The sequence below is a fragment of the Streptomyces sp. NPDC027672 genome, assembly GCF_055566335.1.
The window spans coordinates 379,320-393,835 of the sequence record NZ_JBVHSO010000004.1 but is presented as its reverse complement, the minus strand read 5'-3'; the positions used below and the strand labels follow the sequence as shown (position 1 = coordinate 393,835).

The 14,516-nt window shown below is 72.7% G+C and carries 13 protein-coding genes; 9 read left to right on the top strand and 4 right to left on the bottom strand.

Annotation, left to right across the window (positions count from 1 at the left end):
- The first annotated feature begins 30 nt into the window (after positions 1-30).
- From ACZ4SV_RS12830 to ACZ4SV_RS12815, 4 genes are all read left to right on the top strand, one after another.
- A complete protein-coding gene (locus ACZ4SV_RS12830; protein ID WP_468003866.1) occupies positions 31-942 on the top strand; it encodes an SAM-dependent methyltransferase in 912 nt (303 codons plus the stop codon).
- Positions 943-1,115: 173 nt separating this feature from the next.
- Positions 1,116-4,226, top strand: coding sequence for an amino acid adenylation domain-containing protein (locus ACZ4SV_RS12825; RefSeq protein WP_468003864.1), 3,111 nt, complete (start codon positions 1,116-1,118; stop codon positions 4,224-4,226).
- Between the two features lie 98 nt (positions 4,227-4,324).
- Positions 4,325-6,010 (top strand): ribonuclease J, encoded by a 1,686-nt coding sequence (locus ACZ4SV_RS12820; RefSeq protein WP_365872747.1) that lies wholly within the window; start codon positions 4,325-4,327, stop codon positions 6,008-6,010.
- Positions 6,011-6,127: 117 nt separating this feature from the next.
- Positions 6,128-6,970 (top strand): RNA polymerase sigma factor SigF, encoded by an 843-nt coding sequence (locus tag ACZ4SV_RS12815; RefSeq protein ID WP_365872750.1) that lies wholly within the window; start codon positions 6,128-6,130, stop codon positions 6,968-6,970.
- Positions 6,971-7,020: 50 nt separating this feature from the next.
- Here the strand turns inward: ACZ4SV_RS12815 and ACZ4SV_RS12810 are convergent, their stop codons facing one another.
- From ACZ4SV_RS12810 to ACZ4SV_RS12800, 3 genes are all read right to left on the bottom strand, one after another.
- Positions 7,021-7,932: a YihY/virulence factor BrkB family protein gene (locus ACZ4SV_RS12810; protein WP_468003862.1), complete on the bottom strand. Its 912-nt coding sequence runs from the start codon at positions 7,930-7,932 to the stop codon at positions 7,021-7,023.
- Between the two features lie 288 nt (positions 7,933-8,220).
- A complete protein-coding gene (arr, locus tag ACZ4SV_RS12805; protein ID WP_468003860.1) occupies positions 8,221-8,631 on the bottom strand; it encodes an NAD(+)--rifampin ADP-ribosyltransferase in 411 nt (136 codons plus the stop codon).
- A gap of 184 nt (positions 8,632-8,815) precedes the next feature.
- Positions 8,816-9,853, bottom strand: a complete 1,038-nt coding sequence (locus ACZ4SV_RS12800; RefSeq protein WP_468003858.1) for an alpha/beta hydrolase — start codon at positions 9,851-9,853, stop codon at positions 8,816-8,818.
- A gap of 78 nt (positions 9,854-9,931) precedes the next feature.
- Here ACZ4SV_RS12800 and ACZ4SV_RS12795 point away from each other — a divergent pair, with 78 nt between their 5' ends.
- The 4 genes from ACZ4SV_RS12795 (at position 9,932) to ACZ4SV_RS12780 (ending at position 12,989) form a co-directional block, all read left to right on the top strand.
- Positions 9,932-10,384, top strand: a complete 453-nt coding sequence (locus tag ACZ4SV_RS12795; protein ID WP_468003856.1) for a MarR family winged helix-turn-helix transcriptional regulator — start codon at positions 9,932-9,934, stop codon at positions 10,382-10,384.
- Positions 10,385-10,572: 188 nt separating this feature from the next.
- Positions 10,573-11,178, top strand: coding sequence for an RNA polymerase sigma factor (locus ACZ4SV_RS12790; RefSeq protein ID WP_365872804.1), 606 nt, complete (start codon positions 10,573-10,575; stop codon positions 11,176-11,178).
- Positions 11,175-12,245 carry a CU044_5270 family protein gene (locus ACZ4SV_RS12785; protein ID WP_468003854.1) on the top strand — a complete coding sequence of 357 codons (1,071 nt, stop codon included), beginning with the start codon at positions 11,175-11,177 and terminating at the stop codon, positions 12,243-12,245. Before ACZ4SV_RS12790 ends, ACZ4SV_RS12785 begins: the two co-directional genes overlap by 4 nt.
- Before the next feature lie 276 nt (positions 12,246-12,521).
- Positions 12,522-12,989: a hypothetical protein gene (locus ACZ4SV_RS12780; RefSeq protein WP_468003852.1), complete on the top strand. Its 468-nt coding sequence runs from the start codon at positions 12,522-12,524 to the stop codon at positions 12,987-12,989.
- Between the two features lie 145 nt (positions 12,990-13,134).
- Here ACZ4SV_RS12780 and ACZ4SV_RS12775 read toward each other — a convergent pair whose 3' ends face one another.
- Positions 13,135-13,674 (bottom strand): SRPBCC family protein, encoded by a 540-nt coding sequence (locus ACZ4SV_RS12775; protein ID WP_468003850.1) that lies wholly within the window; start codon positions 13,672-13,674, stop codon positions 13,135-13,137.
- Positions 13,675-13,901: 227 nt separating this feature from the next.
- On the opposite strand from ACZ4SV_RS12775, the gene ACZ4SV_RS12770 reads away from it, so the two are divergent.
- The gene (locus tag ACZ4SV_RS12770; RefSeq protein ID WP_365872764.1) at positions 13,902-14,465 is read left to right on the top strand and encodes a TetR/AcrR family transcriptional regulator; all 564 of its coding nucleotides are present in this window, start codon (positions 13,902-13,904) and stop codon (positions 14,463-14,465) included.
- Positions 14,466-14,516 lie beyond the last annotated feature (51 nt).

The window sequence follows — 14,516 nt, the reverse complement described above, 5'->3', positions numbered from 1 at the left end:
CCACACCCCCGCCCGAAGGGAGCGAACACGATGAACGGTGTCAGCGGTCCGGCCTACGAGGTGCTCCCCAGCCGCCACGCCGACCCCTTCCGCGAGCACGTCGTCCGGGCCTACGAGGACGCCCCCGGTGACTGGCGGAAGGTCCTCGGCGAGCGGTTGCACTTCCAGTGGGGCGTCTTCGACCACCCGGACTCGCCCCGCCCCGTGTCCCTGGACGAGGCCGGACACCGCTACCTGGAGCGGCAACTCGCCGTAGCCGCCGGCTTCCTGTCCGGGCAGCCCGCTCCCCGGCGGATCCTGGACGTGGGCTGCGGCTGGGGCGCGACGCTGCTCCACCTGGCGGACGTCTTCCCGGACTGCCCGCGGCTCGACGGCATCAACATCAGTGCCGAGCAGCTCGCCTACTGCGCCGGGCAGACAGGCGGCACGGACCGCGTCCGCTTCTACCTCTGCGACGCCGCCGACATCGCCGAACTGCCCGACCGCGACCAGCCCTACGACCTGGTGGTGGCCCGGGGCGCCATCACGCACTTCCCGCCGGAGGTGTACGAGAGCGCGGCCGCGGCACTGGCCCGGCGCATGCGGCCGGGAGGGCTGCTGGTCGTCTCGGAGACGGTCTACAGCGAGGAGTTCCTGGCCGCCGCGCCGCCACCGGCCCACGACGCGGACCACCTCGCCCTGGAACACCGCAAGTCGCTGGGATACCTCACCGGTGTCCTGCGCGACGCCGGGTTCCTGATCCGGGACGAACGCATCCTTCCCTCACCTCAGGACGCGGCCCGCTGGGTCCTGGAACTGAAGAGCAACATCGACGTGCACTTCCCCCAGGGGGCGAGCCCGCCGCTCGAAGCGATCAGGGACATGGCCACGGCCCTCGCCGTCGCCCTGCTGCGCCGGGAGGCGTCCGTGCACAGCGTCGTGGCCGAGAGGCGAGCCCCCTAGGGGTCCCCTCCGCCGGCGCCCGGCCCGCGCTTTCCCCGCTGCCCCGCGTCGCCTTCCCCGCGTCACCTTCCTGGCGAAGGCGACGCGGGGTGGCACCGCCCCGCTTCCCGGCCAGGGCGACGCGGGGCGGCACCCGCCCCGCCCCCGCCCCCCGTACCGATCAAGGAGCCGTCGTGACGACACGGAACACCCCCGCTCCCGCTCCCGCCGCCCTGCCCCAGCACGCCCGTGACTGGAACCAGGTGGCCGCCACCTGTCCCGGCGACGTCACCATCCCGCACCTCTTCACCGAACAGGTCCGTGCCCGGCCTGACGCCCCGGCCGTCGAGTGGGACGGCGGGACCTGGACGTACGGGGAGCTGGACAGGCGCGTCCGGCGCGGCGCCACCGGACTGCGGGCCCGCGGAGCCGGCGCCGGGGACGTGGTGGCCGTGGTGATGCGCAGGTCCCCGGAGGCGGTGGCCGCCATCCTGGCCGTGCTGCACGCGGGCGGCGTCTACCTGCCGCTCGACCCGGACCAGCCCGCCGATCGGCTGCACCGCATCCTGCGGGACGCCGGGGCGCGGCTGGCGGTGCACGCGGGGGACGAGCCCCTGGACGTACCGGAGCCGACGACGGCCGTCCGCGCGGACGAGCTGTTCACGGCTCCCGCCGAAGCCGATCCGCGGTGGTGGCGCGAGCGTGACGCGGGCCAGGCGGCCTACGTCATCTACACGTCCGGGTCGACCGGCGCCCCCAAGGGCGTGGTGTGCCCGCACCGAGGGCAGACCCGGCTGGCCCGCGGGCCGGGGGAACTGCGCATCCGGTCCGGCGACCGCGTGCTCGCGACCACGAACCCGACCTTCGACGTCTCCTGCTTCGAAATCTTCTCCACCCTCGGGAACGGAGCCTGCCTGCTGCTCGCGCAGGACGCGGACCTGCTGGACAGCCAGGCGCTGGAGGACGTGCTGCGCGCCCGGCGGGTCAGCGTGATGTGGCTGAGCGCCGGTCTGTTCCACCAGCACGCGCTGGTCGCGCCGCGGATGTTCGCCGGTCTGCGCCTGCTCGTCGCGGGCGGCGACGTGCTCGGTACCCGGGCGGTGCGCACGGTGCTGGAGCGGGGCCGGCCCGGAGCCCTCCTCAACGGCTACGGCCCCACCGAGAACTCCTCCCTGTCCACCGTGTACCGCGTGGACGGCCTTCCCGCAGGCGCCGAGCGGGTGCCCATCGGGACGCCGGTCGCGGGCTCGACCGCCTATGTGGTGCGCGAGGACGGCACGATCGCCGCCCCGCAGGAGACGGGCGAACTGTGGGTCGGCGGGGAAGGGGTCGCACTCGGGTACCTCGACGACCCGCGGAGGACGGCCGAGCACTTCATGCCGGACCGGTGGAGTCCCGGACCGGTGCGCGGACTGCTGTACCGCACCGGCGATCTGGCGCGCTGGCGCGCGGACGGGGTGCTGGAGTTCCTCGGGCGCCGCGACCGCCAGGTCAAGCTCCGCGGCTACCGCGTCGAACTGGACGAGGTGGAGGCGGTGCTGTCGTCGCACCCCCGGGTACGCCAGGCGGCGGCCGACGTCGTCGGAGAGGGGGCCGGACAGCGTCTGGTCGCCGCTGTCGTGGCGGACTCCGGGGGGCGGCACGGCGACCTCGTGACCCGGCTGCACGAGCACGTACGCGACCGGCTGCCCAGCTACATGGTGCCCGGCCGCGTCACCCTGGTGGACAGCCTCCCGCTCACCTCCGGCGGCAAGGTCGACCGCCGGGCGCTGGCCGCCCCGACGCCGCCCGCCACCCCGGCGGGCGGCGAGGACGACGCCGCCCGGGGGGAGGTGGAGGAGGTGCTCGCGGGAGTGTGGCGCGAGGTCCTGCGGGTGGACGGGGCCGGCCGCGACGCGCGGTTCTCCTCGCTCGGCGGCACGTCCCTGCGAGCCACCCAGATCACCGCCGCGGCACGAGAACGGCTCGCGCTGCCCGGCGGTTCCGGACGCGCCATGATCCGCTGCCTGGTCGCCGACCCCACCCTGCGGGACTTCGCCGCGCTGGTGACGGAACTCCTGGCGGGACGCGAGGTCCCCGGGGACACGGGGGTCGACTTCACCGCCGAGAGCCGCCTCGGCCCGGAGTTCCGCTACACCGCCCCCACCACCGGCAACCGTCGCGCACCTCGGCAGGTGCTGCTGACCGGCGCCACCGGCTTCCTGGGCGTCCACCTCACCGACCGGCTGCTCCGCCACGGCGTGGAACGGGTGCACTGCCTGATCCGCGCCGGCGATCCGGCCGGGGCCCTCGGACGCCTGGCCGCCCGGATGCGCCGCTACGGCGTGGACCCGGAGCCGCTCATGGACCGCGTCGTACCCGTCCCCGGGGAGCTGGCGCAGCCCCGGTTCGGCCTGAGCGCACGCGACTGGGACCGCCTGGCCCGCGACACCGACCTCGTCGTGCACTGCGGTGCGCGGGTCAACTTCGCCTATCCCTACCGGGCGCTCGCGCCGGTGAACGTCGACGGCACCCGCACCGTGCTGAAGCTGGCGGGCGAGCACGTCACCAAGCCGGTCCACTACATCTCGACGCTCGCCGTGCTCGCCGGCTTCGGTGTCGCCGGCGTCGGACACGTCGACGAGGACACGCCCCTCGACCACGCCGGCCACCTGGCCCTGGGCTACCCGGAGACCAAGTGGGTCGCCGAACGCCTCGTCGCCGAGGCCGGACGGCGCGGCCTGCCCGTGGCCATCCACCGGCCCCACGAGGTGGCCGGCACCACGGACCGCGGGGTGTGGAACACCGGCACCCTGATGTGCGCCCTCTTCCGCACCATCGCGGAGACGGGTCTCGCCCCGGACCTGGACCTGCCGCTGGACCTGGTGCCGGTGGACTACACGGCGGACGCGATCACCCACATCATCACCCACCAGGAACCCGACGGGCGCGTCTACCACCTCGCCAACCCCCGTGACGCCCGCCTGCCCCTGCTGGTGGAACGCCTGGTGGCCATGGGCTATCCGGTCCGGACGCTGTCCTACGACGCCTGGACGAAGATGCTCGCGGACCTGACGGCCCGCCGGCCCGACCACCCGATGGCCCCGTACGTGGCCATGTTCGCCGAACCGACCGGTGACAGCGGAATGTCCGTCGAACAGATGTACGCCGACGGGGTCTTCCCCGCCTTCGGCCAGCACCACGCCGACGCGGCACTCGCCGGCAGCGGACTCGTCTGCCCGCCCGTCGACGCCGGCCTGCTCGACACCTATCTGCACGCGTTCAGGCGGACGGGTTTCCTGGCCCCGCCCGGCGCCCGGCGGTGACCCCGCACTGTCCCCTCACCCTCTCGCCAAGGAGATCGCACAGACAATCGCACAGACAGTGGATCATCCCGCCCCGCTCTGCGGGTACCGTTCACCGTATGAGTCATCCGCACCCCGAGCTGAAAGCCGCACCACCCCTTCCCGAAGGAGGGCTGCGGGTCATCGGCCTGGGCGGCCTGGGTGAGATCGGCCGCAACATGACCGTCTTCGAGTACGCCGGCAAGCTGCTCATCGTCGACTGCGGGGTCCTCTTCCCCGAGGAGACCCAGCCCGGCGTCGACGTGATCCTGCCGGACTTCACCTCGATCCGGGACCGGCTGGACGACATCGTGGCCGTGGTCCTCACCCACGGCCACGAGGACCACATCGGCGGCGTGCCGTACCTGCTGCGCGAGCGGTCCGACATTCCCGTCGTCGGCTCCAAGCTGACGCTCGCGTTCCTGGAGGCCAAGCTCAAGGAACACGGCATCCGGCCGCGCACGGTGCGGGTGCGGGAAGGCGACCGGCGCGGCTTCGGGCCGTTCGACTGCGAGTTCGTGGCGGTCAACCACTCCATCCCGGACAGCCTCGCGGTCGCGATCCGCACCGGCGCCGGGATGGTGCTGCACACCGGCGACTTCAAGATGGACCAGTTCCCCCTCGACGACCGCATCACCGATCTGCGCGCCTTCGCCCGCCTCGGCGAGGAGGGTGTGGACCTGTTCCTCACCGACTCCACCAATGCCGAGGTGCCCGGCTTCACCACCTCCGAGCGGGAGCTGAACCCGGCGATCGAGCAGGTGATGCGCACGGCACCGCGGCGGGTCATCGTCTCCAGCTTCGCCAGCCACGTGCACCGCATCCAGCAGGTCCTGGACGCCGCCCACCAGCACGGCCGCAAGGTCGCCTTCGTCGGCCGGTCGATGGTGCGCAACATGGGCATCGCCCGTGACCTGGGGTACCTGAAGGTGCCGTCCGGTCTGGTCGTGAGCACGCGGGAGCTGGAGAAGCTCCCCGACCACAAGATCACTCTGGTGTGCACCGGCTCCCAGGGCGAACCGATGGCCGCGCTGTCCCGGATGGCCAACCGCGACCACATGATCCGCATCGGCAAGGGCGACACCGTCCTGCTCGCCAGCTCCCTCATCCCGGGCAACGAGAACGCCATCTACCGGGTGATCAACGGACTCACCCGGTGGGGCGCCCACGTGGTCCACAAGGGCAACGCCAAGGTGCACGTGTCCGGACACGCCAGCGCCGGCGAACTCGTCTACTGCTACAACATCGTCAAACCCCGCAACGTCATGCCCGTGCACGGCGAATGGCGCCACCTGCGGGCCAACGGCGACCTCGCCATCCGTACCGGCGTCGATCCCGACCGGGTCGTCATCGCGGAGGACGGTGTCGTCGTCGATCTGGTCGACGGGCGCGCGTCCATCACCGGCAAGGTCCCCGCCGGCAACGTCTACGTGGACGGCATGGAAGTCGGCGGCGCCACCGAGGCCTCCCTTAAGGACCGCCTCACCCTGGCCGCCGAAGGCGTGGTCACGGTGGTGGCGATCGTCGACGCGGACACCGGTGCCCTGGCCGAGGCCCCGGACTTCCTGGCCCGCGGTTTCGTCCACGACGACACCACCTTCGAGCCGGTCGTCCCCGTCATCGAGAAGACCCTGGCCACCGCGGCCGAGGAAGGCGTCGGGGACGCGCGCCAGCTCGAACAGCTCATCTCCCGGGCCGTGGCGAACTGGGCGTTCCGCACCTACCGCCGCAGGCCCCTCATCATCCCCGTCATCATCGACGCCTGAGCCACGCCCCGGCAGGGAACCGGCGGCAAAGGGAGGAATGCCGGACGGCGAACGGGGTAGACGCGCCTCGCCGGGCGATGGGCCGGTGACGACGAAGCGAGCGGGGAAGAGGGACCCATGATGACGACGACCGTGCGAACCGCCGGACAGACGGTGGACGTTCCGGAGATCGCCGACCCTTCCAAGGTCGCGCCGAAGGATGCGCGGGAGCTGTCGAAGGTGTTCTTCGACCAGCTCGCGGTGCTGGAGGAGGGTACGCCCGAGTACCAGTACGCCCGGAACACGCTGATCGAGATGAACATGTCCCTCGTCCGCTACGCGGCCGGCCGGTTCCGCAGCCGCGGCCCCGAGGAGATGGAGGACATCGTCCAGGTCGGCATGATCGGGCTCATCAAGGCCATCGACCGGTTCGAGCTGACCCGCGAGGTCGAGTTCACGTCGTTCGCCGTGCCCTACATCGTGGGCGAGATCAAGCGGTTCTTCCGCGACACCTCCTGGGCCGTGCACGTCCCGCGCCGGCTCCAGGAAGCCCGCGTCCAGCTCGCCCGCGCCAACGAGGAACTGCGCAGCCGGCTGGGCCGGGCGCCGTCGACCAAAGAGCTGTCCGAGCTGATGTGCCTCCCGGAGGACGAGGTCGTGGAGGCCCAGCTCGCCTCCAACGGCTACAAGTCCGCCTCGCTGGACGCGGCGATCAGTGGCAGCGAGGACGGTGAGGCCGCGCTGGCGGACTTCATCGGCGACGAGGACGCGGCCCTCGGCCTGGTCGAGGACTTCCACGCCCTGGCCCCGATGATCGCCGCGCTGGACGAACGTGACCGCCAGATCATCCACTGGCGGTTCGTGGAGGAACTGACGCAGGCCCAGATCGGCGAACGGCTCGGGGTCTCCCAGATGCACGTCTCCCGGCTGATCTCCCGCCTCCTGGCCCGCCTGCGCGACGGCATGCTCGCCACCTCCTGACGGCCCCCGGCCCGGCAGCCGCCCGTACGCCGGTCGGCTGCCCGGTGCTGTCAGCCCGGCTCACCGTGGCGGGCGACGGTCACGTGCGCGCCGTCGCCTTCTCCTCGTACGGGCTCTCCTCGTACGGGCTTCATCAGCTCCGCGTTGAACTGGGCGCCGGCCAGCAGGGCCAGGTTGGACAGCCACAGCCACACCAGGAAGACCACGACGCCCGCCAGCGAACCGTACAGACGGTGGTATGTGCCGACATGGGCGGTGTAGAGGGCGAAGCCGAGCGAGGCGGTCAGCAGGAGCGCCACCGCCAGTGTGCCGCCGGCCGCCATCCTCTTGACGGGGCGGGAGGACGCCGGGCCCGAGCGGTACAGGACGAGCACCAGGATCACGGCGACCACGGCCACGACCGGCCAGCGCAGGGTGTCCCAGACCTCCTGCGGCCCGGTACCCAGTTGCAGCGCCCGGCCCAGCCGCCGGGCCAGGCCCCCGGTGAGGAACAGCGCCAGGGTCGACGTGAGCAGCAGGAAGATCAGGACGAGGGCCGTGGCGATGATGCGCGGAGCGGTGCGCCAGACCGGCCGGTGCGCGCTGACCTGGTGCATGGCGTGCAGCGCCCGCCGGAAGACGCTCAGATAGCTGCATCCCGACCACAGGGCTCCCACCCCTCCGAAGAAGACCAGTGTCCAGGCCGCCGACGACTGCCCGGCCATCTGCCGCAGGGCGTCGCGCAGCAGCGCGCGGGACGCGACCGGGGTGGCCCGCGCTATGCGGTCGATGAGTTCCGGCTGGGCCGTGGGCATGGTCAGGCCCAGGATCGAGACGATCACCAGCAGCAGCGGGAACAGGGCCAGGACCGCGTAATAGGTCAGCGCGGCGGCCCAGTCCGTGATGTCGTCGTTCCAGACGGCCACCGGGGTCCGGCGCAGCGCCGCCCACCATCGAGCCCTGTCACCGTGTCCGTCGTCCATGACGCGGATGCTCTCACCTTCGGCCGGTGTGCGGAGGACCGGCACGCCTTCCGAGCCGTCGGCGGGCTCCCGTGCCCGCCGGGAAGACGGGGGCGCGGGGCTCCGGCGACCTGGGCGGTGGTCCGGGGACACGCGACGGTGCCACCGGAAAGGGGCCGTCCGTAACCCGCTTGTGCCCTGGCGTTCCCCGCACAAACAGCCGTGCCGGCACGGCCGGTGGCGGACGGGGCCGCCGGTGAACCGGCCCGCGCCCACCCGTCGTATGACGCAGGTCGCCCCGGACGTCCCTCAGTTGATGATCTCGGCGCGCTCGTCCACACGGATCGCGGCCAGCCGGTCCCGCCACATCTGGAGGGCTTCGGGTGTCTGTCGCGTCCAGTCGGTGACCTCGCCGACGATCCGGAGCGGTTCCCGGCTGCGATAGGAGCGGGTGGGATTGCCGGGGAACTTGCGGTCGGTGACGTTCGGATCGTTCTCGAACTCCCCGGTCGGTTCGACGACGTACACGCGCGGGGCCCCGTCACCGGCGGCGAGTTCGGCGGCGAGCCCCGCGCCGTCGCGCAACGCGGTGAAGTAGATGTGGTTCATCACGATCTCGGGCCGGTAGTTGGAACGGAACCCGGCGGTGAGCTGATCTCCGATGCGCAGATCGGCCTTTGTGCCGTGAAAGAAAGGGCCCTCGTCCAACACCTCGTCCATCGGGGCAGGTTAGCAAACCGAGACGGCATGAGACCGGGCTGGCCGGGACGCCTTGAGCGGGCGGAGCGGGCGGAGCGGGCGGGGCGGGCGGGGCAGAGCGGGCGGGGCGGGCGCGGCACCGGCCTGGCCCGTCGGCCCGTCCGCCGCTCGACGGCCGCGGACCCGCTCCTTCGCCGGGCCGGCTTCAGTGGGGAGCGCCGGGCCGCTCCGCGCCCTGGACAGCCGGTTCCAGGGGCTGCCCGGAGGCCGCCCGCGAGGTCCCTCCCGCTCGGACGGGACCGGCCAGTGGCGGGAGTCCCCGCTCCGCCGACGTGTGCGTCGTACGGCCGGCGCGGAGACGCTGGGTGAGGAAGAGGACCGCGCGGTCCAGCGCCTCCTCCGCCTCGTCCAGGAGGCCGGTGAACGCCTGGAACACGTGCGGCACGTCGGCGGTGACGTCCAGGATGACGTCCACCCCGGCCGCCCGCGCACGCGCGGCGAGGCGCGTGGAGTCGTCCAGCAGGATCTCGTTCGTGCCCACCTGGATCAGCAGCGGCGGGAAGCCGGTGAGGTCGGCGAGGACGGCGGGACTGAGCAGGGGCTGGCGGGGATCGGCCCCGGCGAGGTACATGGCCCCGGTGTGTTCCACGCCCGCCCGGGTGAGGACCGGGTCGATGCCGTCCTTGGTGCTCATGCTCTCGCCCGAGCGGGTGGCGTCGAGACCGGGGGAGAACGCCACGATGGCGGCGGGCAGCGGGAGGCCCGCGTCACGGGCGGCCAGACAGGTGGTGACGGCGAGGCCGCCGCCGGCGGAGTCGCCGGCGAACGCGACGGCCGAGGGGTCGGTGCCGCTGTCGAGGAGGGCGCGGTAGGCGCTCAGGGTGTCCTCGATCGCGGCCGGGAACGGGTGCTCCGGGGCCAGCCGGTAGTCCGGCGACAGGGCCCTGAAGCCGGTCCCGGCCACGAGGTGTCCCGTCAGCGGCAGGGCGGTCTCGGGGGAGCCGTACACCCAGCCGCCGCCGTGGAAGTACAGGATCGTCCCGGCGCGCGGCCCGCCGTCCGGCTCGACGCGCAGGGCGGGCCGGTCACCGAGCGTCGTCCGTGCGGTGCGGATGCCGCCGGGCACCGTCATCCGGGCCATCAGCGCCGTGAACCCGGCGCGCAGGTCCTCGACCGACCGGGGGCCCTCGGGCCGCGGCTGCCGCATCATCGCGTCGACCCGGGCCCGTTGTTCCTTGCTCATGCGATGCTCCTGCCGTAGGTGGCTTCGCCTAGACTATATGCCGTGGAAGCTAATTCTGTGGAAGCGAACTCTGGTGGCGTGATCGACCTCGTCGGCTTCTTCGCCGATCTGGTCCGCTGCGAGACGCGTCTGTACAACGCCCTCAACGACCGACTGCGCGAACGGCACGGGATCGTCACGTCACAGTTCGAGGCCCTGCGCCATCTGCGCGACCATCCCGGGTCCCGCGTGGCGGACCTCGCCGCCGAGTTCGCCATCGGCGTCGGCGCGGCCAGCAAGAGCGTCGACCGTCTGGAGAAGCAGGGCTGGCTCGTCCGGCAGCCGAACCCGTCCGACCGCCGGTCCTCGCTGCTGGCCCTGACCGACGACGGCGCGCGGCTCCTCGGCACGGCCGAGCAGACCTTCGGCGACGGACTGGCCGAGCTGATCGGAGAGACGCTCGACGGTCCCGCCGGCGCGGCCGTCGTCCACGTCGTCTCCGAGCTGCGCTCCATGCTCGAACGCCGGCAGATCGGCACGCCGGCCGGCTGACGCCTTCCGCGCTCACGGCCGTACTCCGGCCGCGACCAGCCGTATCCGGGCCGTGGCCAGCCGTACCCCGTATCCGGGCGCGGCCGGCCGTCCCCCCGTCGTGCGCAGCCATGACCCGCGTGACACAGGCCACAGGAACCCCGTGCGTGCCGTGGAGAGAAGTGAGCGTGAGGAACTCAGAGAACGAGGTGCGCCGACGCGTGCGCGAGGGGGACCGTGAGGCGTTCGCCCAGTTGTACGAGGAGTTCGCCCGCGCCGTGTACCACCACGCGCTGCGGCTGACCGGCAACTGGTCGGCGGCCGAGGAAGTCATGTCCGAAACGTTCCTGACCGCGTGGCGGACCCGCGCACGGGTGCACGAGGACGGCGGCTCCCTGCTGCCCTGGCTGCTGGGCATCGCCACCCACAAGGCGGACAACGCCCGCCGGGCGCTGCGCCGGCGCCAGCTCTTCCTGGCGCGTCAGCCGCAGCCGCCCGCCGAGGAGGACTTCGCGCCCCGGACGGTCGGACGCATCGACGACGCACGGCGCCTGCGCGCCGTACAGGCCGCCCTCGGCCGGCTGCGCCGCCAGGAGCGGGAGGTGCTGGCCCTGTGCGTGTGGTCCGGCCTGGACTACCAGCAGACGGCCGAGGCCCTGGGCATCGCCGTCGGCACGGTGCGCTCCCGCCTGTCGCGCGCCCGCAAGAAGCTGGCGCACCTCGCGGAGGAAGGCCGGGAACCACCCGCCCGCCGCGGAGAGATGACCAGTGCGGCCGCGATCGCGGCCCTGCCCGTACGGGAGGAGCTCATATGAACGACCACACCACCGGCACTTCCCCGGAGCACGACGGCGACCGCGAGGAGCTCGCGCGCCTGCTGCCGGCCCCGGCCGGCCGGGACCTCCCGCACGAGCAGCACCTCCGGCGCAAGGAATTGCTGATGCACCACATCGACCGAGACCAGGCGACCCGGGCGACCCGTACCGGCCCGGCCCGCCGGCTGCTGCGGCCCGCGCTCCTGGCACCGGCGACCGCGCTGACCCTGGCCTGCGCCCTGGCCGCGGGAGCCGTCCTGAACGGCGGCGACGGCGAGTCCGCCGGCACCGCCCCGCACCGCGCGGCCGCGGACATGCGGCCCGTGGCGGCGCTGCTGGGCCGCATCTCCGACGCCGCGGCACGGCGCGACACGCCCACGGTCCGGGACGACCAGTTCGTCTACGCCCGGGAGAAGACCCGCGGGGCCGACCTCACCAGCGGAAAGGCCGTACTCGGCCCCTTGCTGGACCGTGAGACGTGGATCGCGCAGCAGCCGGGACCCCTGCGCAAGCTGGGACTGATCCGGGAGGACGGCGAGACCTTCCCCCTCAACGCCGACTTCGGGGACACCGACGGCACCCCGGCCGGCCTCGGCCGGCCCACCTACCGCTGGCTCGGCTCGCTGCCCACCGACCCCGACGCACTGCTGGCCTACCTGTACGCCGAGACGCCGCACGCCGAGAGCCGCGGACGCGACCAGGCGGTCTTCGAGCAGATCGGGTCCCTGCTCGGCGCGATGATGCCGCCGCGCACGGCCGCCGCCCTCTACCAGGCCGCGGCGCGGATCCCGGGCGTCACCCCGGCCCCGCAGGCCCACGACGCGATCGGCCGCCGGGGCCTCGGCATCGCCCGTGACGACACGCGCTACGGCGTCCGGACCGAGTGGGTCTTCGACGCGGAGGACTTCTCCTTCCTCGGCTCCCGCAGCTATCTGACCAGGGACACCTCGTACGGGAAGACCGGAACGCTGCTGTCCAGCGAGGCCGAACTGGAACTCGGCGTCGTCGACAAGGCGGGCCAGGAGCCCGCGCACCGGGAGCGGATACCGTCCGCACCCCGGAGCTGACCGGGCCGGCCCCGGCGAACCGGTGGCGCAGCCGGGGCCCGCCGCTACGACGCGAGCCTGCCGCCTTCTCCCGGTCGGGCGGTCCACCGAGCGTCGCTCTTCCGGTCGGGCGGTCCACCGGACCGTCGGTCATGGTGGCGCACGGTGGCTGAGGCCAGGGCGGCCGGGCCGCTGGGCCGCGTCGGGCCGCGGTCGGCGGAACCGACTCCTCCGGCCGCTCGACAGCCGCACCCGTCCGCCTGATTCGGCTGCGGATCGAGGGAAACCCGGCCGGACATGAAGGAGAACATAGTGCGCGGTGGCGCCGCGGGAGCCGCCGGAACGACGGTACTGAACGCCGTGACCTACGCCGACATGGCGCTGCGGGGCAGACCTTCCAGCCAGACCCCGGCCCGGACCGTGGACAAGATCACCGAGGACGCGGGACATCCGGTTCCCGGAACGGGCGAGACCCGGGACAACCGGCTGGCGGGGCTGGGCGCGCTGTCGGGCATAGCCGTCGGGTGCGGCATCGGCGTGGCGGTCTCGCTCACCCGCGGCCTGGGTCTGCGGCCGCCGTGGTGGCTGGGCGGGGCGGTCACCGGCGCCCTGGCCATGGTGGCGACCGACCTGCCGATGGCGCGGTTGGGCATCAGCGACCCGCAGAGCTGGTCGGCGAAGGACTGGGCCTCGGACGTGGTGCCGCACCTGTGCTACGGACTGACCACGTACGGGATGCTGGCCGCCGCCGACCACCGGCGATAGCCCCTCGGTCCGGGTGCGTCCGCCTCCGGGGGCCGGGTGCGTTCGCCTGTGGGCGAGCGCGGTGGTCGGGGGAGCGGGGTGGCCGGCCCGGGAGCGCAGTGGCCGGCCGGGGGAGCAGGCCGGCCGGATCCGTTGACCAGGCCGGTCAGGGGCGGCTGTCGCTCTCGGGGCGGGGCTGCTTCTCGGCCCGCTGCTTGAGGTGGTGCAGCCAGCCGTCCAGTGACGCGTCCAGTGCCGCCTGGAGGTAGGCGGTGTTGGCGGTGACGGGCTCGCCGGTCCAGGACTCCTCGGTGTGGACGTGCACACCGTCCCTGGCCTGGGTGAAGGTCCACACGTGGACGGCGGTGATGCCCTGGGCCGGCCCGCCCCAGACGATGCGGTGCCGCGGCTGCACCTGCTTGACCGTCGAGGTGATGTTCTCCAGGCCCTCGGTGGACCACACCCAGGAGGAGCCCGGGCGCAGCGGCCCCGGCGTCTGCTTGACCGACGAGCTGACCCCGGGCTGCCAGGCGGGCCAGTTCCCGACGTCCGTCTGGATGTGCCAGACACGGTTCAGCGGCGCGTCGATGACGATGTCGTCCCGGGTGATGACCGGGGCCTTCTCGTCGATCCCGACCGGCGCGGGGGTTCCGCTGCCGAAGGCCAGAGGGAGGGCGGTGAGGAGTGCGGTGGCGAAGGTGAACACGGGAGCTCTCCGAGTGGGTTGAGAAGTGTTCTTCGGATGCGCAATGGAGTGGTTATTCACTCACTTACGAGGTGTCTCAGCGTGGTGGCAAGCTGGCCACGTCTTCAACATGTGAGTAGTCAATCACTCTCACTACTGCTCGTCAAGCACGCCCACCTGGCGCCTGCTTTTGCGTGCCCCTGTCGTCGCGCTTGACGGGGCGCCTGAGTGAGTGGTTGAGTACTCACATGAAGACGGAACGGCGCCAACTGTCCACAGCCGAAGAACGCCGGGAGACGGTGCTCCGCACGGCCATCGGGGCTTTCGCGGCCCGGGGGTACTTCGGCACCACCACCACGGAGGTGGCCAAGGCCGCCGGCATCTCGCAGGCCTATGTGTACCGCCTCTTCCCGAACAAGGAGGCGCTGTTCACCGCGGTCGTCGAGCACTGCTTCGTCCGGGTCCGCGCCGCCCTCGAAGGCGGTGCGGCGGATGCCGAGAGCGCCGCCCCCGAAGCGGTCCTCGCGTCGATGGGTGACGCCTACGCCCGTCTGATCAGCGACAACGACCTCATGCTGGTCCAACTGCACGCCCAGGCGGCCGCCGTCTCCGAACCGGCGATCAGGGAGGCGGTACGGGCCGGGTACGCCCGCACGGTCGAGTACGTCCGCAGTGCCTCGGGCGGCACCGAGGAACAGGTCCAGCAGTTCTTCGCCATCGGCATGCTCTGTCATCTGCTGGTCTCCATCGACGCCGACGCCGTGTCGGCACCCTGGACCCGCACCCTGACAGCGGGCATCACGCACTACTGAAGACGCCCCGCGGGCGGCCCTGTGTCGGCGTACCGGCGGCCGCCCGTTTTT